This window comes from Candidatus Uabimicrobium helgolandensis (genome assembly GCF_041508025.1).
In the GTDB taxonomy this organism is placed as follows: domain Bacteria; phylum Planctomycetota; class Uabimicrobiia; order Uabimicrobiales; family Uabimicrobiaceae; genus Uabimicrobium; species Uabimicrobium helgolandensis.
Genome location: NZ_CP165719.1, coordinates 5,069,428 through 5,093,393 on the forward strand (window position 1 = coordinate 5,069,428; position 23,966 = coordinate 5,093,393).

General features: G+C 34.7%; 18 protein-coding genes. 16 read left to right on the forward strand and 2 right to left on the reverse strand.

Annotation, left to right across the window (positions count from 1 at the left end; all coding sequences use genetic code 11):
• Positions 1–10 precede the first annotated feature (10 nt).
• The 15 genes from UABHE_RS18515 (at position 11) to UABHE_RS18585 (ending at position 21,466) form a co-directional block, all read left to right on the forward strand.
• The gene (locus UABHE_RS18515) at positions 11–3,349 is read left to right on the forward strand and encodes a protein kinase (protein WP_372364728.1); all 3,339 of its coding nucleotides are present in this window, start codon (positions 11–13) and stop codon (positions 3,347–3,349) included.
• Between the two features lie 2 nt (positions 3,350–3,351).
• Positions 3,352–4,932 (forward strand): hypothetical protein, encoded by a 1,581-nt coding sequence (locus UABHE_RS18520; protein ID WP_372364729.1) that lies wholly within the window; start codon positions 3,352–3,354, stop codon positions 4,930–4,932.
• A gap of 1 nt (position 4,933) precedes the next feature.
• Complete coding sequence (locus UABHE_RS18525) at positions 4,934–6,379, forward strand: aldehyde dehydrogenase (protein WP_372364730.1); 1,446 nt, start codon at positions 4,934–4,936, stop codon at positions 6,377–6,379.
• A 576-nt stretch (positions 6,380–6,955) separates the two neighbouring features.
• Positions 6,956–9,796: an SUMF1/EgtB/PvdO family nonheme iron enzyme gene (locus tag UABHE_RS18530; protein ID WP_372364731.1), complete on the forward strand. Its 2,841-nt coding sequence runs from the start codon at positions 6,956–6,958 to the stop codon at positions 9,794–9,796.
• Positions 9,797–10,114: 318 nt separating this feature from the next.
• Positions 10,115–11,698, forward strand: a complete 1,584-nt coding sequence (locus UABHE_RS18535; RefSeq protein ID WP_372364732.1) for a serine/threonine-protein kinase — start codon at positions 10,115–10,117, stop codon at positions 11,696–11,698.
• Positions 11,699–11,706: 8 nt separating this feature from the next.
• Entirely contained in the window at positions 11,707–12,027 is a 321-nt protein-coding gene (locus UABHE_RS18540) for a hypothetical protein (RefSeq protein ID WP_372364733.1), read from the forward strand.
• A 38-nt stretch (positions 12,028–12,065) separates the two neighbouring features.
• A complete protein-coding gene (locus UABHE_RS18545) occupies positions 12,066–13,880 on the forward strand; it encodes an SUMF1/EgtB/PvdO family nonheme iron enzyme (protein WP_372364734.1) in 1,815 nt (604 codons plus the stop codon).
• A 3-nt stretch (positions 13,881–13,883) separates the two neighbouring features.
• Complete coding sequence (locus UABHE_RS18550) at positions 13,884–14,402, forward strand: hypothetical protein (RefSeq protein WP_372364735.1); 519 nt, start codon at positions 13,884–13,886, stop codon at positions 14,400–14,402.
• A complete protein-coding gene (locus tag UABHE_RS18555) occupies positions 14,399–14,908 on the forward strand; it encodes a hypothetical protein (protein WP_372364737.1) in 510 nt (169 codons plus the stop codon). The genes UABHE_RS18550 and UABHE_RS18555 overlap by 4 nt, the downstream gene beginning before the upstream one ends.
• A gap of 24 nt (positions 14,909–14,932) precedes the next feature.
• On the forward strand, positions 14,933–15,316 hold the full coding sequence (msrB, locus tag UABHE_RS18560; protein WP_372364738.1) for a peptide-methionine (R)-S-oxide reductase MsrB: 384 nt from the start codon (positions 14,933–14,935) through the stop codon (positions 15,314–15,316).
• 115 nt (positions 15,317–15,431) lie between these two features.
• A complete protein-coding gene (locus UABHE_RS18565; protein ID WP_372364739.1) occupies positions 15,432–16,271 on the forward strand; it encodes a TIGR03067 domain-containing protein in 840 nt (279 codons plus the stop codon).
• A 95-nt stretch (positions 16,272–16,366) separates the two neighbouring features.
• A complete protein-coding gene (locus tag UABHE_RS18570; protein ID WP_372364740.1) occupies positions 16,367–17,848 on the forward strand; it encodes a hypothetical protein in 1,482 nt (493 codons plus the stop codon).
• A 126-nt stretch (positions 17,849–17,974) separates the two neighbouring features.
• Positions 17,975–19,003, forward strand: a complete 1,029-nt coding sequence (locus tag UABHE_RS18575; protein ID WP_372364741.1) for a hypothetical protein — start codon at positions 17,975–17,977, stop codon at positions 19,001–19,003.
• 85 nt (positions 19,004–19,088) lie between these two features.
• The gene (locus tag UABHE_RS18580) at positions 19,089–20,309 is read left to right on the forward strand and encodes a sulfotransferase (protein ID WP_372364742.1); all 1,221 of its coding nucleotides are present in this window, start codon (positions 19,089–19,091) and stop codon (positions 20,307–20,309) included.
• 191 nt (positions 20,310–20,500) lie between these two features.
• Positions 20,501–21,466, forward strand: a complete 966-nt coding sequence (locus tag UABHE_RS18585; RefSeq protein ID WP_372364743.1) for a zinc metalloprotease — start codon at positions 20,501–20,503, stop codon at positions 21,464–21,466.
• A gap of 142 nt (positions 21,467–21,608) precedes the next feature.
• On the opposite strand, the gene UABHE_RS18590 is transcribed toward UABHE_RS18585, so the two are convergent.
• On the reverse strand, positions 21,609–22,328 hold the full coding sequence (locus tag UABHE_RS18590) for a PepSY-associated TM helix domain-containing protein (protein ID WP_372364744.1): 720 nt from the start codon (positions 22,326–22,328) through the stop codon (positions 21,609–21,611).
• 9 nt (positions 22,329–22,337) lie between these two features.
• Positions 22,338–23,537 (reverse strand): PQQ-binding-like beta-propeller repeat protein, encoded by a 1,200-nt coding sequence (locus tag UABHE_RS18595; RefSeq protein ID WP_372364745.1) that lies wholly within the window; start codon positions 23,535–23,537, stop codon positions 22,338–22,340.
• Positions 23,538–23,629: 92 nt separating this feature from the next.
• Between UABHE_RS18595 and UABHE_RS18600 the strand changes: the two genes are divergently transcribed.
• Positions 23,630–23,941 (forward strand): hypothetical protein, encoded by a 312-nt coding sequence (locus UABHE_RS18600; RefSeq protein WP_372364746.1) that lies wholly within the window; start codon positions 23,630–23,632, stop codon positions 23,939–23,941.
• Positions 23,942–23,966: the final 25 nt, after the last annotated feature.

Genomic DNA, 23,966 nt, shown 5'->3' on the forward strand with positions numbered 1-23,966 from the left:
CGGTAAGTATATGAGTGAAGACAACAAGCCCATTCCTGAATTAGACTCTATCATTTCAGGAAGTGAAGGCGAATATCTTAAAAAACATATAGCTGGAAAAACGGAAGAGTGGCTAGGAAATAACTTCAAACAGTATGAAGTAGTTGCTAAGCTCGGACAAGGAGCAATGGCTGAAGTTTTTAAAATATACCACCCTGGACTTAATAAGCATTTTGCCTTGAAACTAACAGGAAGTAGTTTAAGCAAAGTAGGAACAATGAGTGACCAAGACTCCAAACGTTTTGTTCGCGAAGCACGTGTTTCTGCACAGCTTAAGCATCCTAATATTGTCTCAGTTATTGATAATGGTACAAAAGGTGGACGTGATTATCTCATTATGGATTATGTGAATGGGATAACACTTGACGATTATATAACTAAAGAAAAACCTTCTTATAATGATTGTTTAGGTATCATCATCAAAGTGGCAGATGCCTTAACTCATGCGCACAAACAAGGGATTGTTCATCGCGATTTAAAACCAGGAAATGTGATGCTTGAAGGCAAAGAACCAATGCTGATGGATTTTGGTTTAGCGAAACCTGTAGATGTCGATAATAGTTTTACCCAAATGGGAACAGTACTTGGAACGCCAAGTTATATGGCTCCAGAACAGGCCCAGGGACGTATCGATGAAATTGATGCACGCAGCGATGTTTACGGCTTGGGCGCCATTCTTTATTATATGCTAACCAAAAAAGCTCCTTTTGAGCGCAAGGTTGTTATGGCAACTCTGATGGCTGTAGTACGCGAAGATGTTGTTCCCCCTTCAGCAAATAATCCAGATGTTCCCGAAAAAATAGAGAAAATCTGTTTGAAATCGCTACAAAAAAAACCTAGTAATCGCTTTCAAAGTACCGAAGAGATGGCGAAGTATATTCGTGCTTACCTAGATCCTCAAGGTGCACAAAATCTCGAAATAAATCGCGAAACAATGGTGGAGAAAAGTAGCAAAACACCAAAGACTGGTTTAGCTGGTAAGCGTATAAAAAAAAGCGGTGCTTTAGCAAAATATATTGTAAAAAAAGAGCTTGCTAAAGGTGGTATGGGTGTTGTCTATCTTGCTGAAGATCCACAGCTACAACGTACAGTTGCGATCAAAATCTTACATTCGAGGCAACATGCTTCGGAGAAGGAGAATCAGCGTTTCATTCAAGAAGCGCGTATGGCGGCAAAACTTTCACATGGAAATATTGTTACCGTCTTCGAAGTAGGCGAATGTGAAGAAGGTTACTTCATTGCTATGGAATACTTCCCTGCAAAAGATCTAGAGCAATTGATAAAATCGCGACAAAAGTTTTTTCAACAAGACATTAAATATAGTTGTCAAGTAGCAATTAAAACGCTTGAAGGTATACAACACGCTCACGAGAATAATGTTTTACACCGCGATTTAAAACCCGCCAATATTCTTGTACGCGATAAAGATCTAAAAATCACCGATTTTGGTTTAGCAACAGACGCAACAACTAAAGCTAGTGGCAAAAAAATCTTTATGGGAACACCTGTTTACTGTTCTCCAGAGCAAATTAAATGTCAAAAATTGGATGCTAGGTCTGATTTGTATTCTATTGGTATTATTTTGTACCAAATGCTAACAGGATCAGTTCCTTTTACAGGAAAGTCTTTTGACCAACTATCAGCAAAAATTAGTAAACGTCCTCCAAAGGCACCAACAAAATTAAACGCTAATATTCCGCGTGATTTAGAAAATATAATTTTAACAGCCTTAAGTAAAAAAGCAGAAGAGCGTTATAGTGACGCCAACGATTTTAAATTAGATCTACAGCGCTTTCTGCTTGGCAAACCTATTTTTGCCAAGCCTCCATCGATGGGAGCGCAGATTTCCCGCTTTGTTCAGTCAAGTAAAATAGGTATTATTACTGGTGTTGCAATTGTGACGATTTTCTTTATGATAAGTAGTTTTTTGTCTAACAGCGCTGAAACTCAAAAACGAAAAGATAATCTGGACTCTATGATTGAAAAAGTGGATAGTTGGCTAGAACAAGCTCAAGAATATAAACAAAAAGGAAATTTTTTTGCAGCGATCCAAACGGCAAACAAAGCACAAAAAACAATTTTGTCTGAAGAGTTCGAAATATTAGCGAATGAATTTGTACCTTACATTCCAGATGTCGATGAGTTTTTAAAACCGACAATTTCTTTACGAGATATTCGTTTAAAAAGAGCCTTAAAAAAACTCAAAGAACTGCGTAAGGAAAACCAGTGGGATAAAATAGAGAAACAAGTAGTAAAATTCAAGTTGCTAGATGCACAGCACCCTTACTTAAAAGAGCTAGACACTTTTCTCAACAGTTCTCATGCCGAAATTACTTTTAGTGTAACCCCAAATGACGCTGATTTTAAAATATACGCTGTTAGCGCAGCAAAACTTATTCTTTTCGATAAGGTCATACACAGTGGAAAAGTTAATAGGCCTGTTAATATTACTCAGGATAAGTGGTACTTAATTGAATTTGTAAGAGATGAACATTTCACAGCTCGGCGATTTATATTTGCAGGAAGACAGCATAAAACATTATACGTTTCAATGAATATGCTTTCTAAGCAAGATTATGCCAATTATCGCAATATGATCTATATTCCAACAGCAAAAAATGTCAAACTTGGGCCAAAAAAACCATTGTCTGCTAAACGAAAACTACGCTATCCTTTAGGAACAAATTCTCGCGCAATATCTCATTTTTTGATGGATCGTAGTGAAGTTTCAAATAAAAAATATAGACAATATTTAGTTGAAACAAACAAAATTAGTGATGTGCGTTATAATCCAAAAAGCTGGAAAAAAGGCAAAATTCCACGTGGATTAGAGAATCATCCAGTTGTTGGTATTACTTGGAAACAAGCACGTGAATATGCAGAACACTATCGCAAAGACTTGCCAACTTCAGAACAATTAGAACTTGCTGCACTTGGCACAGATGCAAGACGTTATCCTTGGGGAAACATATCTCCGGTTAAGGAAGAAAACAAGCTTTTTTATAAAAAAGAGTTTATTTTCTTGACACAACCTAAGGAATATACAACAGTTGCAGTAGATAAAACAAACAAAGATGTGAGCCCGTACGGTATTCTTCATCTTGGAGGAAATGTTCGCGAGTGGACAAAAACATTAAGAAAGCAAAAAGTAAAAGGCCGCGGAACTGTAGAATTTTATGTTGCTCGCGGAGGTCATTTTCAAAAAAAGTGTTTTGATACAGATCAATATCCACTATGGAGCCACAGAGGTAAAGACTTTAGTTTATATGTGGGTTTTCGTTGCGTAAAAAATCTTGCAGGAGGAAGGTAACAATGAGATATATATTCTATGCGCTCGTCTGTAACTTGTGTTTATTCTCACAAGCGACAATGGAGTTCTCTAAGGAAAGAGTTGAGCAAGTAAATTATTGGATAATAAACGGACAAGTTGATTTACCAGAGCGAAATTGGGTAAATATTACTTTATACTTAGATAGTTATTTAGTTCCTCGAAGTGAAAAAATGGTATATGTGCGTCAAGGGCGTTTTAGTTACAAATTTCCTATAAAAAAACGTATTTTACCTGGGAATTACGAGATCAAATTAATATATAAAAAGAATAACAAACGACAGATAGAAACACAAAAAGAGTATGTTGGTAATCCTCAAAATGAAGTAAAAAAACGCAAAGAATATAATCTTTTTATTCGTAGTTTTGTCGATCAAGTAAGTGTTTTTCACGAACAGTTGCAACAACAAAGTAGTGAATATCTAAAAGAAAAACCTTCGCCGCCAAAAGTAGACGAGATTAGCGGTTGGCATCAACAAATGGAAGAGCAGTTAGTTGGAATGCAAAAAAATATTCGTCAGCACTCAGCCCGACGTGTTCTTATTCCTTATTCATTTAAAAGTATAAAGAAAATGCAAAATATTCTTACTTACTGCGAAGGGATACTTAATAGCGAGTACCAAAAAATTCTCGTACATCTAAAACTGAGCAAGAGCGAAAAAAAAATATTGAATGATTCTAGAACCAAGTTGTATAAAAATAATATTGTACGGCTTATCAATGAAATTAAAAAAGACGAAGAGTTTGCTGAGTTTCTGGATGAAAAAAGTGTCCAGCAGGATTTGGCGTGGATCAACTCTATTTATGGTAACTTTTCGGATTTATACATCAAGTTACAAACAAAATTTGGTAAAACATTTTGGGAAGAAAAACGTCAAAATTTTGTGGTACAAATACAAAACTTTGAAAAACGATTAAAAGACTATGAAAAATCAATATTTATGAAAAAACATCCGAAAATTCTACAAGACTTTAATGGTCTTGTAAATCTTCTCAATGAAGTAAGCGATGTTTATACTCGAGAACTATACAATAACGCACGTATTAACCTACCTGCAGATATTACAACGACGAGAGACGTCAGTGAGTTGCAAAATGCCATAAAAGATTCTTTTTTTTCTATATTTAACAAGATGCAAGGACTGATGAGCAAAGAAGAAAAAGAAAAAATAAAGTTACTTGCTCAAATGGAAGAAGCGCTTGTTAAAATTTCCAGTATGCAACAAGAAATCCAAGATAAATACATGTTTTTTATCGAAAGTCGCCAGCAAGAAAAATTTGATAAAAGAAAGTTAACACGTTGGCAAAAAAAATGGGAATCTAAGATAATTGGTTTAACAGCAGATACTAATAAAATATTGATTTTACAGAGAACTCATAGATTAAAAAATATCCCTGTTAGTTGGTACTTTTTTATAAAATATCTAAAGAGTATTGATTACAATTTTAAGAAAATTATGGAAATGCAGCAATCTCCAAACATGATGGTTGGAATTAACAAAGATCTCGCTCAAATTCAAAAAATGACAAACTCGATACGTTTAGCAATAGCCAAAGAAAAATAAAATGAAAATATTAACAAATTACATAGATGGTAAACTAGTATCACCTAGTTCTAATGAGTATATTGATATTTTTAATCCAGCAGAAGGAAAAATTTACGCTAAAGCGCCAAGATCTTGCGCAAAAGATATAGAAAATGCGGTAAGTGCAGCGCAAAGTGCTTTTTCTACTTGGTCACGATTGTCGGTGGATGAACGCAGCGGATTTTTACTACGTATTGCGGAAAAAATAGAACAACGTCACCAAGGTTTGGCTCTAGCGGAAACCAATGATAATGGTAAACCACTGTGGCTATCAAAAGCGGTTGATATTCCTAGAGCGGCAGCTAATTTTCGATTCTTTGCTACTGCTGTCGAACATTTTTGTTCCGAGTCGTACAGTAACGAAGAGATAACTAATTATACCCTACGTCAACCTATCGGAGTTGTAGGATGTATTTCACCGTGGAATTTACCACTTTATCTTTTTACATGGAAAATTGCTCCCGCATTAGCCGCTGGTAACTGTGTTATAGCAAAACCCTCAGAAATTACTCCAGTTACAGCTTATATGTTGAGTGAGATTTGTGAGGAAGTTGGGCTACCACGAGGAGTGCTAAACATCGTACATGGTTATGGCGCTGAAGTAGGAGCAGCAATTACTTTGCATAAAAAAATTCCAGTTATTTCGTTTACTGGCGGTTCTAAAACAGGTGCGCAAATTGCACAGTCTGCTGCTCCGTTATTCAAAAAAATATCGTTAGAGCTTGGAGGAAAAAATCCAAATATCATATTTGATGATTGTAATTTTGAAAGAATGATAAGTGAAACAGTGCGCTCTTCTTTTGTTAACCAAGGGCAAATTTGCTTATGTGGATCTCGAATTTTTGTTGAAAAATCAATTTACAATAAATTTATAGATGCCTTCGTCGCAAAAACGAAAGAATTGACTATTGGTGATCCTCTCGATCCAGAAATAAAACAAGGAGCTATCGTTTCCGAAGATCATATGCAAAAAATACTTTCTTATTTTACGATTGCAAAAAAAGAAGGTGGGACAATTCTTTGCGGTGGCAAGACGTATGAAGCCGCAGACCGTTGTAAAGATGGATGGTTTATTGAACCTACAGTAATAACAGACCTTGGCCCGCATTCGCGGATAAACCAAGAAGAAATTTTTGGACCAGTAGTCAGTGTTGTGCCTTTTGAAACAGAAGAACAAGCGTTAGAATTTGCAAATTGTACTCCTTATGGTTTATCTGCAACAGTCTGGACAGAAAACCTAACACGAGCGCATCGCTTTTCACGTGATTTACAGGCTGGTGTGGTGTGGGTAAATTGCTGGTTGGTGAGGGATTTACGCACACCATTTGGTGGTATGAAACAGTCTGGAGTTGGACGTGAAGGTGGTTTAGAAGCACTACGATTTTTTACTGAACCTAAAAATGTATCTATTTATCACGGGCCTTAATTTCGCAAAGATGTAAAAATACGCTTTTGTTGGTGCGTTTCTTGGTATGGATTCACGTAACAGCAGAAGAGGGCGTCATCGTTTTCATTCTTTTTAGGGACACCCATGGCAGGGTGTTCCTAAAATCTTGGTCATTGAATAGTTTTATCACAAATTACCCACCAAATAAAATAAATGGCAAAATACACTATTTTGTTGTACTATTGTAGTAGGAAATATTCTGTCTACTCATAAAAACAAATAATCTCTTAAGCAACATGTTTTAGATGGCTATGAATTCTTTATGACTTACTTGAATTTTTTTCTAAATCAAACCATTAACTTGCTTTATCTCAATATTTATTGCAAAATTTACATGCCTTTACAAATTAACCATGAATATTTCTGTTTGAAATACGTCTAAGTATATACACTCCGACAATTTGTTGGCGAACAACTAGGGCGTTATCATTTTTTTAAAGATAACATCCTAAGCAAACTCCTTCTCAGATTATGGTGAACGCTACTGCAAACCAGGAAGAAAGGAGGAAATATGAGACTAATACAATCTCACACACTCCACTTAGGATCTATATCATGAAAAATGTAGTTAGTATTTTTTCGTGGGTAGCTTCTGCTCTTTTGGAAGGTATAAGTCCTGGGTGTTTGATTATCGAAAATATCGTAGAGGGATTAAAAAAGTATGGTGAAAGTGTTTCTAAAATAGCTGACTCCATGCAACGTTCTTGGAATGAATCCATTCGCACTTTGAAAATTGCTTTGGGTGAAAATGAACTGCTTTCTCCTAAAAGTCGTAAGCAAATAGCTGCAAAATTTGCGCAAGAAGTCATTACGCCTTTTGCTGTTAAGTATGGCTATACAGGTGAACGCTTAGCGGATTTTCGTTCTAAAGTACTTCAACAGTGCCGAGATCTAGAAAAAATTCACGACAAGATAATCGATTTTTCTGCTTACAGTGAAGATCAGTTACTTGAGAATTTAAGTGGAGTAGATAAATTTGCTGCTTCTGGAGAAGAAATTGGTGAGGTAATAATCAACAACATCCAAAATGAACTTCCACAAGCAAAAGAGTTAATACAATTACTGTGGTTCCGCAATTTATTGATGGAAGGTTTAGTAGCACATTTCCATCTGGAAATAAGTTGCAATGTTAATTTATCGTCAGTTGTTAGTCGATTAGATAGAGAACGAATTCAGAAAGATTTGCAAGATGTAAAGCAGCAGATTAACGATTCGATGGAAAATCAAAACTTTGCGAACTTAAGTGTATTGGGAACTCAAGCAACACGTCTCTCAACAATTGATCAAGTTTGTGATTTACAAGAAAAGTACCGCGAGCTTTTAGGCCCTGTTATGTACAAGCTAGACGAGTTGGCGCAAGATCATCGCGATATGAATGCAAAGCTAGATATTATTTTGCGAACTCTTACACAGTTACAAGGGATACAGCGCAATAAAGTTCACGACTTAGAAAATGTATTACTACCAAACCGTTCTAATTCTTCTGAAGAACAACTCATGAAAAGTATTCGTGATGTTGTAGAGTCGATAGAATGGAGTACTTTGCCAGAAAATCATCGTTTACAAATAGTAAATTCTTTGACAATGAGTTTGTACGATCTAGATAAAATAGTTAGTACCATAACTATTGTAGAAAATCTCATCGAAAAAGGTGTACGCGATGCTCGTGTGTATTTTATTTACTTTCAAATGCTACAAGAAAGTGGTGAGCATAAAAAAGCAATTGAGGTTTATAACGAAATGATATTCCTCAATAAAAATTTTGCTCTTTTTCCTCATGAAAAATATAAAATGCTTGAGATTGTTGCTAAAGGTAGAACGGGTTTTGTATATAAAGTACTTCGGCATGCAACAAATGACATTGTTGCTATCAAAGTATTAAGACCCGAATACGATTCAGAAAAAAGAAGAGAAAATTTTTGGAGTGCTGTTGCAACAGCAAAGCGCTTAGATCATTCGCACATTGTTAAAATATATGATGTGTCATTAAAAAATGCGCGTCATTCGTGGGTAGCAATGGAATATCTTGAAGGTCCAAATCTACAGCAAAAAGTACACGAAAAAAATCTGTCTTTTGAAGAGTGTTTGAATATTGCTTATCAAATAGGGCAGGCTGTTGGCTATGCACATAAAGAAGGTGTTATTCACGGAGATTTAAAACCGATTAACTTTTTTTATGTAAACAGTGATGTTATAAAAATTGCTGATTTTGGATTGGCGGACTGGAAAAGCGATGTTCTTTTAGCAAATGAATTTTATTCTTCTGTCTATTATTCTGCTCCTGAAAAGCTAATGGATTCTGAAAAGTCCACTGTTTTTAGTGATGTATATTCTTTTGGTAAAACGTTGTATTATTTGTTTACGGGAGATGAACCCTATGATATGGAATGGGAACAAGTACCTTCAAAGGTAAAAAAAATCTTGCGAAAAGCAACGCGTAAATTACCTGAAAAACGTTATTCTTCATTAGATGAGATGCTTGACGATTTAGAAAAAGTAAATTGTGAAAATCTTATTGAAGATGAGCTAGTAGAGTCAGATGTTTTTCCGATATTTTATGTTCGCGATAAAGCAATTAGTTTGATACCTCAATATGTTCTCGAATATCTTCCTGTGGGATACAAAATAGTAAACGAAGAGATTATTTCTCTTGTGGATAATGCTCCAATGGTGTATATCCCAAAAGGAATTTTTGTTATGGGAGATAGTTCAATAGATGCTGATTTAGAAGAGGCTCCCGAACACAAAGTATATCTCGACGCTTATCTAATAGATAAGTTTCCTGTAACGAATAATCGTTACAAGCTATTTTTAGATGCTATTGGGCAAAATCCACAAACAAATGCGTTAATGGATAATACCCAAAAGTTGCATATTCCACAATTTTGGTATAATTCAAAGTGGAATACTCCTGAACAGCCTGTTGTAGGTATTGACTGGCACGATGCGCAAGCTTATTGTGATTGGTCATCGAAATCTCTACCAACAGAAGCTGAATGGGAGAAAGCAGCTCGCGGTACAGACTATCGTTATTATCCTTGGGGAAATGACATACCTAACCGCGAAAAGTGTAATTTTGACAATTATGTTGGTCAAACTTCACGTGTAGGTGAATATCCTGAAAATTGTTCGTCCTACCGCTGTTACGATATGAGTGGTAATGTTTGGGAATGGTGCCAAGATTGGTACGATGCTCATTATTACAATAAAAGCCCTCTTACAAATCCACAAGGACCGCAATATGGTAAATTTAAAATTGCTCGCGGCGGTTCTTGGCAACAAAGAATACGAAAAATACGAGTAACAACACGTGGTTATATTTCTGCAAAAGAAAGACGCAATCAAATTGGATTTCGCACTGTAAAAAGAATTTGTAAGAAAATATCTGGAAAATAGGGTGCGTCGACATTTAAGTTTTACGTAATACGAGTTGTTTTAGGAAGTTACGAAGTGTTTTAAAAGTGCAAAGTTGCACTCTACATTGGAAAGTAACGAAGCTAATTTCTAAAAGAACCAGGTTACAAGGAATATAAATGTCGGCATGTTCTAAGTGATAACATAAATAGTTATTCAATTGAAATTTGGGAAATACTTTTGTCAAGTCACTTAAAATGATACAATAGGGCGTGGCTACGCGCCCTACAAGATTTATATTTTTACATACTTCAAGTGGGCATCTTTTGATGTCCATTTTTTTTTATCAAGGTAAAAAAATTGAACTCTTTTATCTTAGGCTGTCCTTGTGGACATAAAATCAAGGTGAATGTAAAAGAACAGCGCAAAGAAATTCGCTGCCAAAACTGCAAAAGATACATAAAGGTTCCAGAGTCGCCAAAACTAATGACCACTCAAACACTTTTTTCCAAAAAAAATGACAATATGATTGGTAAAGTTTTAGCTAAAAGATTCAAAATGGAATCATATGTTGCTGATGGTGCAATGGGAAAAGTTTACCGTGGAACTGATTTGATCCTAAAAAAACCAGTCGCTGTTAAAATGTTGAAACTCGATACCTTCCCCAATGACATGCGAGAGCGCTACGAAAAGCGCTTTATCAACGAAGCGCGAATCGGTCTAGAACTACTTCATCCAAATATTGTTCCTGTACGTAGTGTTCATAAAACCAAACAAGGTACAATGTTCTTTGTTATGGATTTTTGTTCTGGGCAGAGTTTGCGCAATATTTTAATACAAAAAAAGCGCCTACCAATTTCTGAAACATTTACAATCGCCAAGCAAATTTTAGCTGCTTTACAGGTAGCACACGATAAGGGAATAGCTCATCGCGATATAAAGCCTGGTAACATAATGATCGAGTACAGCGCAAGTGGAATCAAGGTAAAGGTTCTTGATTTTGGAGTAGCTAAAATCTTTTCAGAAGTTAGTGGTTTAGAGCAGCAAACTCTTACAAAAACAGGATACATTATTGGTACAACTAGATATATGGCTCCTGAACAAATTCTCAATAAAAATGTTGGTGGGCATACTGATTTATATGCAGTAGGTGCTCTAATGTATCACATGATTTGCGGTACAACTCCTTTTGGTGGAACAAGGCAAAAAGTACTGAAATCTATTTTACGCGCTACTCCTATCTCTCTTAAAAAATTGTGTGCTACTCATTTTAAAGTAGACAATGTACCTCATATAGTTGATGCTATTATTTCGAAATCGTTGGAAAAAGATCCCCGAAAACGCTTTAAGAATGCACGTAGTTTTATACAGGCTCTTGACTATGAAAATAAAAATGGCGTTTGGCAATATTCTCTCATTGCTCAAGTCCACGCAAACCGTTTTTTAGGTAAACTTGATAAAAAAGCTCGTGTAGTTTTACCGGTATTTTTAGTGATACTTGTTATGTTTATTACCTATTTTATATTTATTTCTCCCTCATTCCAACGAGAGTACTACGTAGCTGAAGCGCAAAAAATGCTAACATCGCAAAAGTATGTCGCAGCGTTAGATTTCATTATTTCAGCCGAGAAACTCGGAAATGATGACAAAACTAGGCAATTAAAAAAAGAAATACTTCTCGAAGCTTTTATGTTAAGCCTCCAAGAAAAAAATTACAAAGAAGCAAAATACTATGCATATCTTTTGCAACAAACTGATTTAGTATTTCAACAAATATCTATATTCTTGGAAGAAGAAGCTTTTATTGATCAAATTGAAAAGCTTATCAAAAGTAAGTCGTTTGCTGAAGCTCTGGGCTCCCTAAAACAAAAAGTAACAGAAGATAATCGATTACGTAAAGAACGTATTTTGTGGTTGGAAAAGCAATTGCAAAAAAAAGAATAGGATATACGATGAAAAAGTGGTGGTTCTCAATTGTACTAGGAGTTTTATATATTTTAGTTTTCCACGCGTGGATGTTTTGCGAAACAAAATTTCAAGTACAATCAATCGCAATAGGATTATTTTCCGTACTTACTATAACGAGTATTTATTACAGGAAATATTTTGTCAACGGGTGGGATTATTTTGTTCACGCTTCTATTATTATCGATATTCTTTTGGAAGGTGTTCTTATATATCCACATGACAATTACTATTTTTATGGTTGTTTTGCCGCTTTTGCAGTGGTCTTAATCGGGCATCGATCATATTGCACAAAAAAACGAGCATAAGACTTTTACGGACACTTGGAACTTTAAAGAGGTGGGTTATGAAAACATGTCCTTCTTGTAAGCGCACTTATAGCGACCATATTTTATTTTGTCCTTCAGATGGAACAAAGTTAGAAAAAAAAGTGCATCAATCTTCGCCAGGGGTTTTTCCTGGACAAATTTTAAAAGATAAGTATGAAATAAAAGAGGCAATTAATACCGAAGGAAAATGGTTTGTCTACAAAGGTTCCGAAATTTCTACAGCGCGCGAAGTTGCAATTAAGATTTCATGTCAACCTGTCAATAAGGGTTTCAAAGTTCTAGAAAAATCGTTAAAAGAAGCGCAAAAAATTTCTCACCCTGGGTGGGTAAAAACTTTAGATTTTGGTCAAAATAAAGATAATTTTGCTTTTATTATTTCTGAATATATCGAAGGCGAAAGTTTGTGCAAAATAATGAAGGATGTTCCAAAAGTTTCGACAAAACTATGTTATTCTATCATAAAACAAACACTTGATATTATTGAAGTCACACATCAAAAAGGCATACTGCATCAAGGGCTTCAACCTTCCAAAATACTACTTGTAAAAAATGGTGATTCTAGTTCTTTTGTCAAAGTAGTTGGCCTGGGAGAAAGTAATTATACTAAGGAGTATGATACGAATATTCAAGGAGATGAAATTGCTGCGCCAAGACAAGGTAATAACTACACAGCACCAGAGGTTTTTTTTGCAAAAGCCTTAAATGGAACATGTGATGTATATTCTCTAGGCGTTATTTTTTACGAGTTAATAACGCGTGTTCTGCCTTTTCCTTCAGGTATCCTCATTCATCAAAAATCAAATAGTCGCTTTCCTGAAGCACCTCCAATGAGAAAAGTGCGGCCAGGATTAAAAATTTCGAAAAAACTTGAAAGAGCTATCATTAAAGCGATACAATGGAATCCTCTTAAAAGACACAAATCTGCAACAACGTTCTTAAAAACTGTAGAAGCTTCTGAGAAATCGCATATAATACCGTTCATAATTTTCACTACTATTTTTTCAACGGGCATCATTATGTTCTTGCGGCCGCACTTTTTTAACTATTTAGATCGCAATCATCACTATGTAAAAATTGATGTTGATGAGTCAGAATCAAAAAACAAAACAGAAGAAAAAAAAGAACAGCTCTCAGAAAAAGAAGTTTTTAAAAATAAATTAGAATATGTTTTACAACATCGAAAAGAACAAGAGAACTATCCGAATATGGTTGAGATCAGTGCTGGCGACGTTAGTATAGGAAACGAACAAGGTTTTTACGACGAAAAGCCTATAAAAAAACACTACACCAAAGCTTTTTTTATTGACGATCACGAAGTTACCAACGCCGAATATAATATTTTTTTAGAAGATATGGGTTTCGATTCACCGAAACATTGGAATGGGGTTTATCCCGAAAAACTAGCTAATTTTCCTGTTGTTGGTGTTAGCTGGTACGACGCAGCTCTTTATGCTTCTTGGGCAGGTAAACGTTTGCCTACTGAAATAGAATGGGAAAAAGCAGCGCGTTTTCCCGAAAAAGTAGCGCACACAAGTGTCAAATGGTCGTGGGGAAACGATTTTGATAAAAAACGCGCAAATATAGGTCAGAAATTGTTATCACTGGATCGAACATCTTTGAGAAAAACATCTACAAATATTTTCGACATGAGTGGTAATGTATGGGAGTGGACAGATTCGTGGTACGACTCTGAGACAAAAAAAGACAAAGTAATTCGTGGTGGCAGTTTTGAATGTAAAGAGCGGCATACTACGATAAGTTACCGCGAAGGATTCTTCTTGGATTTTTCGCGAAATGATATTGGATTTCGTTGTGTGAAAGATAAGGAGTAATTTGTGCGCCTAGTCTTATTGGTTATTCTTGTAGTGCTTATAGGCTGTGACTCTAATACTGCTGAAGTTGAAGCACTAAGAAAAAGTATAGAAGAAATAAAAATTAGTACTGAAAATATGGTCCAAGAAACAGAAGGGCTACACAAAGAATTGCGCGAAACGTGGAAAAATAGTCTTCGTTATCGCTTCCCAAATATTCGCCAAATTGCTTGGGGACGCGAAATGCATAACGATTTGCCCGATTTAGATTATTTAGCTACGATTAATTTTATTTCAAATAAAAAGCGTACTTTGAAATTAATTTTTAATTACAAAACAGAAAAAGAAAAAGTGCGCCCACATTTTTTCATTTACATATTTGACTCTAGAGGGATTAATATTCACAAACAAGAAGTTAGATATAAAGCTTTTTGGAATCATTATTTAAAGAAAGACAATTTAACGCCCCAAACAGTCAAACTTAAATTACCTGTTACTAAATCAACACCAACATATTTTCTGTTAAAGGAAATTTCTTCATGATTATCCGAGGATTTTTTATACTACTCTTCATTCTTGCTATTATAGGTTGTGAGACAGAACACGAACGTAAAAGAAGACTTCGTAAAGAAGAAGATCGAGTCAAAGTGGAATTTAAAAAACAAGAAAACGAATATAAACGCTATGAAGAACAACAACATCATATGCTGTATTCCACAGCGAAAGAACGTTTTGCATATCTGTACGACTTAAAGAAGTATAATGGAAAACGCTTAGAATATTACGACTATATAAAAAATGTTGAGCTGATAGAAGTGTCAAAAAGTAAATATCGCGCTGTAGTTAAAATGTATTCTGCCCAAGACTTAAAAATAAATTTCTACTTATTTTTACACGATGACAAAGGACTTCTCGTTGGTCAATATCGCTATTACAATAGAGTACCTCTTATGGGACGTTTAAAAAAACTACAAACAACAGAAAAAGAATTCACAGTAAAAACAACCGGTGTGCCTAGTTATTTTCGCGTAGCTTTGGTATACAAATAGGCAAATAAGTAGAGGAGAAAACAAGTGGATCAAGAACAAGAATGGCGCGAAAAATTAACTCCTGAGCAGTATCGTATTTTACGAGAAAAGGGCACTGAGCGACCTTTTGCGAATAAATATTACGACCACAAGGAGGAAGGAATTTACAAATGCGCAGCGTGCAATAATGATCTTTTCAACTCTGAAACCAAATACGATTCTGGCTCTGGCTGGCCAAGTTTTTGGCAGAGCATTTCAAAAGATAAAGTGGCTGTAAAAAAAGACAGTTCTATTCCTAATATACCGCGAGTTGAAGTGTTATGTAATGAATGCAAGTCGCATTTAGGGCATGTATTTGAAGATGGCCCTCAGCCAACAGGTCTTAGATATTGCATCAATTCTGCTGCGCTAGATTTTGAAAAAAATTAGATACACAAATATAATAAAAATATCCCTCGGTGAGTATTGAAATAGAGATACTTTTCGAGGGATATTTTTTTAAATAATCTGGTTTTCAGAAAATACTTTTAGAAAAGGATAATAAATGTTTTTATTCTCTTACTTAAATATGAAATCTGTTCTTTTAAAATTTGTAGTTTTTACTTCTCTCATATTTTCTTTCGTTGCTGCTGATGAAGCGGACAAACAAAAAATTCAAGGAACTTGGTACGCAGCGCAAATTTATACTTTTGATGGCAAAGAGATGCCAGAAGCACTACTTCGAAATGCTAGTGTTATTATAGATGGTAATTCGTTAACACTTCACAAAGGTCAAGATGTGAGGGCAATGACTTTTAAACTCGATCCTAAATCGAAAAAAATAGACATTACAGCGCAAAATTTTCAGTTAAAAGGACTTTATCAAATCAACAATGAAGGGCTAAAAATACACTGGACTATGCAAAACTATCCAGTAAATTTTCCGGAAAGCGCAAAGCCAGGATCTATGACATTGTATCTTAAGAAAGAACCTGTATATAAACCAGCAGTAATCAAACCTGGTTCCGATGAAGACAAATTACAAGGTGTGTGGAAAGCCACCAGTATAAAATCCTCTGGGCAAAACGTTCCAAAATCGTCATATGAAAATCTAAAGCTAATCGTAAAAGCAGATATAATGCTTCTTGATGACGGCCAGAATAAAGAAGAAAGTATATTTCAACTACGAACGACAAAAAAAACAAAACAAATAGATTTTAGAGGAGGCAATGAACACACAGGGAAAAAACAAGTGCTAGGAGTCTATGATTTAAAAGAAAATACACTGAAGATGTGTTGGCGAAAAAACGATGGTGAACGCCCAAAAGCATTTACCACAGATGTCAAAGACCGCAAAGTTATTTTAATGACTTTTACAAGAATGAAACCGCAACAAAAAAAATAAAATTTTGCAGTTTTGCGTATTAAAGATCAAGTTATTGATGTTACTATGGCACTGGCGTGGTGCAATAATTAATAATCATAACAGAGGGTTTTTCTGTGCTGAATTTCTTACGAAATAGAAAATACGATCTTTTTGAAGAAGAAACCTATCATGATTTTACAATAACAAGTTTTGATAGCGCATGCTCTCTACGACAACGAGGAGTAGCAATATGCTCGCATCCATCGCAACCAATATTTGCTGTAATCACAAATAGTAATACAGAGACAAGCAAATGTTTGATTTACCACTCGGAACAAAAAATACTACTTCATACTATCGAACTTGAAGAGGAACCATGTTGTTTAGTATTTCATGAAAATGAAAAGTGGTTACTTATTGGATTGCAAACAATCATTATTCTCTGGGATATAAAATCAGGAATGCGTCTCGAAGATATACATGTAGAAAAAGGTGTAGAAGATATCTATTCTGTGCAAATGGATTGTATTGTTTTTTGCGATATAGCAGGACTCGGTTCGCATACTGAGGGATTCATTGTGAAATGGGATGTTTTACAAAAACAAATTGTGCAAAAATACGCAATTCCAAAAGGCTCAAAATTTAGAAGTTGGACGTATTTAGCAACGAAAAATTTTCTTGCTATTTCTCGTTATCGCGATGTGCAAGGTCAATTTGGCTGCGAAATAGAAATTTATGATTGGAACAAGAACAAGTTAGTACAACTATTTCAGCATACTTTTTATTGTATTAAGATGATTTTTACTCACAACGGGAAATTTTTAATCTCTAGCCATAAACTAGATGGATTAAAAATTTGGGAAATTTCAACAGGAAAATGTACTGCTACCTTTAATGAAGGTCGTTATTCTTGGATATTGCAATTAACAAAAGATGATCGTTATTTATTTGTTCACGGATTGATTCACAATTATGACCTCTATGTTTTTGATTTAGCAAATTATGAACTTGTTTATAATTTTCCTAACAAGTGTTGGTTATTTTGTATCCATAATTTTGGGAAAAAAATAGTTTGTTGGTACTCAGATAGTGTTTATATCGAAGAACAAAACAATTTATTCCAAACGACTATGAAATCATGTAATATAGAAAAAATCGAAAACAATACTGAGTATCTTGGTTGTAGTTTTTATTTAAATGAAAACCTTCAACACGTAGCACAAGGCTGTATTTTTGAGAATTGTAGCTTTCGTTGTAATGTTGTATTTACCGAGTTAACAAGATCTAGGTTTATCAATTGTGGTTTTGGCCGTCAATTTGAATTAGATTTAAGTTGTAAGCACCTAAAGTTTATTCCCCCAGAACTATACATAAGATTTAAATTTCTGACGACTCTTAATTTGAGTAATAATAAATTAAAGAAAATATCTCCACAAATAACAAATCTTACTGCTGTTGTTTCTCTTGATCTCAGTAATAACAAGTTAAAGCATCTCCCTAAAGAAATTGTAAAATTAACATCACTTAGTGAATTAAATATAAAAGGAAACAAGCTATGCAGTAACGAAAAAGAGTTTTTGAAAAGTTCATTGCCAAATTGCCGTATATATTTCTAGTAACTCAAATAAAAAAAGTTATATTTTTTTTATAGCTATTCCATGATTGTTAATGGATACTTTTAAGCTTAGTTAGTTTAAACATGTTGATCTCTTTCAAAAATTTATACATATTAGGAGAAAACTTTGAAAAAAAATATTATTTTTATTCTTATGATGTTTTTAGTTTCTTTTTTATATTCTGATAGAATCAAAGATGCAGATATAAGAAAAGCGATTGAAGATATACCAAAGAAAAAACTTCCAAAAGTATTGACTAAAAAAAATTGGAAAAAAAATAAAGGGTTTTGGGCTAAGGTTTTCAAAAAAAAGACAGGTATTACAGATAAATTAGATGCATTAGAAGATGCATTTGAGCTCATAGCAGATGATAAGCGAGGAGATTTGTATTATCCGAATGTTTTTGATCCAAGTATTCAAAATGCGAGTGATTTCAATAAGCAATATAAAAAATCTTACAAAGCATGGGCTAATCTTGCCGACTTGAAAGATAAAGCTAAAGATTTACGAGAAGCTGCTGAAAGTGTCGAAGAAGATTTTAAAAAAAGCAAAAAAATACCTAAAAAATCTACTAAGCATGCTAAAAAAGTTAAAGAGGCAGCAGGAAAATTATATGATGCTTTGAAAGATGCTAAGCCTAAAAAGTGGCGAAAAAAATTCAAAGCAGAAAAGAAAAAAAGTTTGACAGTTATTAAAGCAATCGATGATTTAAAAGAAGAAGGTCTTAATAATCCGTTGAAAGTTATGCTTGCTGTAGGTGTTCTCGATGTAACTTTTAATGGAGAATTAGAAGACATCTGCGACTCATATGAAAAAGATATTGTTCCTCAGTTGGAAGAATTGAGAAATGACCCTCAAGCATTAGCAAGTAAATTCAATGCAATTGTTGTTGCGCAGGACAATGGTAGTCGACGTATTTCTAATAATACAGGTAATATCAGTACTTGGAATCAACAATTTAACATAGATTTTATCTATCCAACGGATACTATAGACGATGCAATGGCAGCATTTAATGATTGGGGTGGGAATAAAAGATCAGCGACTGCCCAAAATGCAGTAGCGGAATTAGATGATTATATTGAGTATTTAGGTGATTTAAAGGCTTGGGCAGTAAAATATAGTAAGAAGTGGAAAAAAGACAAAGCGCAATAATCACAGCTTTTCTTGTTTACGATTCATCTAAAAGCTCAGAGTTGTTTCTTTGAGCTTTTTTACTGTTTTGTGATATGGAGACAAAATGCTTAATTCGAAACCAAATCTTCCATTTCGTACGCGTATTTTGAACACTATAGGTAAATTACACAAACCAAATATTGATATAAATAAATTACATGCGCAAGCGCAAAAAAAAATTCAGTGGGATAATTTTGGAGATGAGTATTACAAAAAAGGTTTGGAGCGAGTGTTAGCAGAGATACAAAAACCAAACATAAATTTTTTAGGGCGTGAAAGTCTTAAGTATCTTTGCGAAACATCACTAGAAAATAGGTTACTATTAAATAAACTACATAACACTCAACCGCAAATATTCAAACCACTATCAATTCCACCTCTTATTGTATTAGGACTGCCGCGATCAGGTACTACTTTTTTACATCGCCTATTGGCTTTAGATTCACGTCACCGCGCCATTGAAATGTGGGAACTACTTCGCCCAATATCCCTTGAATTATTTTCTTCGAAAAATCGAGATCAACGATTGAAAATTGCGCACCGCGATGTTGATGGCAGCGATAAATATTACCCTGACTTTGATCATATTCATTATATACGTTCCAACTCTTACGAAGAATGTATGTGGCCAATGGGTAGTTCATTTTGTAGTTGGCAGTTTTGGATAACAGTGCCCGTTTATGATTATATGCACTGGTATAATGAACAGGATTTGACAAAAAAGTATTGCGAATATGTAAAGTGGTTACAAGTATTTCAGAACACCACACCTAATAAACGGCTAGTTCTAAAATCACCTTCGCATACAAGATCTATTGGCCATTTAGTTAATGTTTTGCCGAAAGCAATGATTGTACAGATTCATCGCGATCCTAGAGAAGTAGCGAGCAGTTTCAATAGTTTAACCTATTACTCTCATAGCATAGCAACACCACAAATCGAAGTGAAAAAAATGTCTGATACAAACTTATCCATTCTTCAATCAGAATTGAAAGAAAATTTTACTGCACGACAGTACTGTGAAGGTAATATATGTGATGTGTCCTATTCTAAATTTATTGCCAATCCAGTAGCAACAATTCAAAAAATCTATGCGCATTTTGATTTAGAGTGGACTAAAAAATTTTCAGAAACTTTGCATTTGTATATTACCAAAAACAAAAAAGGAAAATATGGACGACATAAGTATTCTTCTGACGATTTTGGCTATACCAATGAAGAAATAGCAGATCGATTTCAAGACTATATAAAATGGATGAAAAATCAACTCGATTCTAATAACTAGTTTTAGTGCAATTTATCAATGAGTGATGGTAAAATAAAAATTCAGTAGCAATTTGAAGTTACAGAAATGAGTAAAATGCGAAGTATAATATTAAATTATGATAATAATAAATAAATTTTTAAGGTATTTTTGTTTTATTTTTATTATTATAGTATATAGCAAATTCTTTATAAACTTTTAAAGGGGAAGAAATGAGTTTTCGTTTACTATCTGTTTTAATGTTAGTTTTGTCTGTGAGCGTATTTGCTGATGGCGAAGCTAAAAGAAGTTGTGGAATGGACCAACATCTACAACACTTAAGTACAATGGACTCCACTGTGTACGCTAGAATGGAACAATCAGAAAAAGAAGCTATGCGTCATCAAAGATTTCGTAGCTTTATGTCTCTTGAACAGCGTCAACAAGTGCGCACCATTCCTGTTGTTGTACATGTTGTTTATCGCAACGAGTCACAAAATATTTCGCAAAAGCAAATTGATTCGCAAATACGCATTATCAATGAAGATTTTCGTAAAAAACAAGGTTCTAAGGGTCATAACAATAACCCTCTTGGTGCCGATACTTTTATTGAATTTCGCTTAGCAACAGTAGATCCGAATGGTAATGCTACTAACGGTATTACTAGAACTCGCACAAATAGAAGTTCTTTTGGCGCTGATGACGCGATTAAATCTTCATCTCGTGGTGGTCAAGACGCATGGGACAGCACTCGTTATTTAAATCTTTGGGTAGGAAATTTATCTGGTGGTTTACTCGGTTATGCTCAATTCCCAGACACAGGTTCTGCAAGCACAGATGGTGTTGTATGTTTGTACAGCGCTTTTGGTGATACAGGTTCTGTTCGCGCACCTTTCGATCTAGGTCGTACCACAACACACGAAATAGGCCACTGGTTAGGACTTCGCCACATCTGGGGTGATGGTTCTTGCTCTGTTGATGATGGTTTTAGTGACACACCGCGTTCTGATTCTCCAAACTTCGGAAAGCCAAGTCACCCACTTCTAAAATGCAATAATGACAACATGTTTGAAAATTACATGGACTACACTGATGATGGTGCAATGAACATTTTTACTATGCAACAATCAGACAGAATGAATGGTGTTTTAGACACTTCGCGTTCTGACTTGTTGGGTTGGAATGCTTTCGGCAATTAAGTTGTAGTTTTGTTAATTTGTCATAAAAGCGTAAATGCGCTTGAGAAAAAGGTATGCATTTAATGCATACCTTTTTTACTTATTTCTAATTTTACTAGAAAACACTTTTTACTTCCAAATCCCCATCACACAAACCTAAACATTACATAGCACGTAAAACAATTACAATTGCACTGAGCAATGAGCCTAAAGCTAAACTCGCAGCTAACAATCTTTTGCCATGTAATCTTGTCCACAGCAATATTCCTGTTAATGATAGTAAAATGAAACTTCCTGCTATAGAGTCAGCGAGCAAAATCCAAGCAATGCTTGCGCCGCTTGCTGTGTGCAATCGATTGAGAATAGCGAATAAATTTCGATCAAAGCGACTTACCGAAGCAAACGAGTCTCCAAGCCAATAATCAGCACTATACGCCATATGCGGCGCTGAAAAACTTACACGCCATCTTTTTGGTTGTATTATAGACCGTCCTCCCCAAGTAATTTCTTTTGCTTCAAAAATTCGTATAGATTCTTTCCAATTGCTTGGTACTTTTAGATCTTTTTTTAACCACTGTGCAAAGATTTCGCTACTTGCACGTGCTTTTTCTGGAATCTCCAATTGCATTTTTGTTTTTTCTGTTTGCGCTGCTGGAATTTTCCATGTTCCTCGGTGATTAAGTAAAATACCAGTGACTCCAAACATTATACCTAGGAAAGCTCCCCACAATCCTAACCAAGCGTGAGTTCGTCGCAACCATTTTAAAAAATTTCCACGGCTAAATTTATAGGGTAAGAATAAGTAATTACTTTTACGGCGTTTTGTTTTCCCTATAGGTTTTTTCTCAACAGATGGATTCTCATTAATGTTTGCTTCTGACACAATATTCTCCTAGTTATTTTTAAATTCAACTGTAGACACAGCTATAATTTCTTTTCCAGTACGAAAAACAAAATAGTTATCGGTGACTGCAACGCCATAAACCAGTGTTTTTCCCACTGACAACTTATTTAACGAAATTTGCTGTAACTTTTCACTATTTTCTTTAGCAATAATGGTAGTGCCATCTTTGCAAAAAAAGTAAACGTAGTCGCCAACATTAATGGGTGATGCCCATACGGAACTTGGTAAGCGCGAAGACCATCGTTTTTTACCAGTAAGTAAATTTAGACAAAATACTATTCCTGCGCGATTGACAAAATAAACATTATCGGTCGTTATCAGGGGTGAAGCAAAAGAAGAAGCCACATTTGCATTCCACATTACTTTTGCTTTTCCTGTTCTACGTATTGCCATACACCAATTTTTGGCTGATGAACCAATAACAATAATGTCTTTATTACATGAAGGTGATGGCACGGTATTTTTCTTTATACCGTTGATAAACCACAACAATTTACCATCGCTAGTAGAGTAAACCTCAACAGATCCATTTGAACTAATAATAATTTCATTTTGAGAAACGAGAGGAGATGTCCACGAAACACGAGCACTGTGATTATTTTTCCAAATATTTTTGCCCGTTTTTTTATCAATACTCATCAAATATGATGGTCCCTCATGCTCAACGAAGACAATAACAGAGTTAGTTGTTTGTGCCAAAGAACTGCCAATTCCATGATTACCTTTGAAACTACCATATTCTTTAGTAAGAATTCTTTGCCATAGAATATTTCCTTCAAAGTCTACAGCAATAAGATCTCCACTTTCAAAAAAAGCATATAGTCCTTTACCATCAACAACAGGAGTTGAAGCAGCCTGAGCCACCATTTTATTGCGTTTACTTTTTACAGAAGAAGGAAATGTTTTTTTCCACAGCAAAGATCCTTTTTTCAAATCTATACAATAAATACAAAGAGTTTCCTTCATATTTCCTTCATTAGAAGTAACAAAGACTTTATCTTCCCAAATAACAGGGCTTGATTGTCCATAGTCAGAAATAGAAAATTTCCATGCCACTCCTTTAGTGTCAGACCAACTAATAGGGAGATTTTTTGCAACAGAGTGACTATTTCCATCGCCGCGAAAACCAGACCAAGAAGTTTGTGCATTTACAGATACTAACAATATACAAAGCATTAATATTTTCATGTTTTTTTCCTGAAACAGAGACTCATTCTCAAATTTTTTTTGAGTTTTACTTTTAATAGAATATATAATAGAATGTTTTTTAAGGAGAAGAAATGTATAAAAAAGCAAATCCAAAAGAGATTATTTGGCGTTGGGGGAAGAAAGCGGAAAAGCTAGTGCACTTGCAACAACTATGCTCGGAAGCTCATAATTTAATCAATTTATACGGTGTTACTGCTTTTTCTAACGAAATAAATGAAAAAGAAGAAATGCCAACTGTTTATGTAAGTGAATTACAGGAATATGGATTCGAAGTATACATAACCCCGATAAAATCAACGCCGGAACATCGAACAATTACTTTTCCTAAACCAATCACACAAAAAACTGTTGATTGTTGGAATAAATTGTGGCAAAAAGTTTAATAGTTGTCCAATGTTCCTGTTTTTT

Coding starts and splice junctions, on each gene's coding strand:
- UABHE_RS18515 (WP_372364728.1), top strand. CDS start 11: ATGAGTGAAGACAACAAGCCCATTCCTGAATTAGACTCTATCATTTCA.
- UABHE_RS18520 (WP_372364729.1), top strand. CDS start 3,352: ATGAGATATATATTCTATGCGCTCGTCTGTAACTTGTGTTTATTCTCA.
- UABHE_RS18525 (WP_372364730.1), top strand. CDS start 4,934: ATGAAAATATTAACAAATTACATAGATGGTAAACTAGTATCACCTAGT.
- UABHE_RS18530 (WP_372364731.1), top strand. CDS start 6,956: ATGAAAAATGTAGTTAGTATTTTTTCGTGGGTAGCTTCTGCTCTTTTG.
- UABHE_RS18540 (WP_372364733.1), top strand. CDS start 11,707: ATGAAAAAGTGGTGGTTCTCAATTGTACTAGGAGTTTTATATATTTTA.
- UABHE_RS18545 (WP_372364734.1), top strand. CDS start 12,066: ATGAAAACATGTCCTTCTTGTAAGCGCACTTATAGCGACCATATTTTA.
- UABHE_RS18555 (WP_372364737.1), top strand. CDS start 14,399: ATGATTATCCGAGGATTTTTTATACTACTCTTCATTCTTGCTATTATA.
- UABHE_RS18565 (WP_372364739.1), top strand. CDS start 15,432: ATGTTTTTATTCTCTTACTTAAATATGAAATCTGTTCTTTTAAAATTT.
- UABHE_RS18580 (WP_372364742.1), top strand. CDS start 19,089: ATGCTTAATTCGAAACCAAATCTTCCATTTCGTACGCGTATTTTGAAC.
- UABHE_RS18585 (WP_372364743.1), top strand. CDS start 20,501: ATGAGTTTTCGTTTACTATCTGTTTTAATGTTAGTTTTGTCTGTGAGC.
- UABHE_RS18595 (WP_372364745.1), bottom strand. CDS start 23,537: ATGAAAATATTAATGCTTTGTATATTGTTAGTATCTGTAAATGCACAA.
- UABHE_RS18600 (WP_372364746.1), top strand. CDS start 23,630: ATGTATAAAAAAGCAAATCCAAAAGAGATTATTTGGCGTTGGGGGAAG.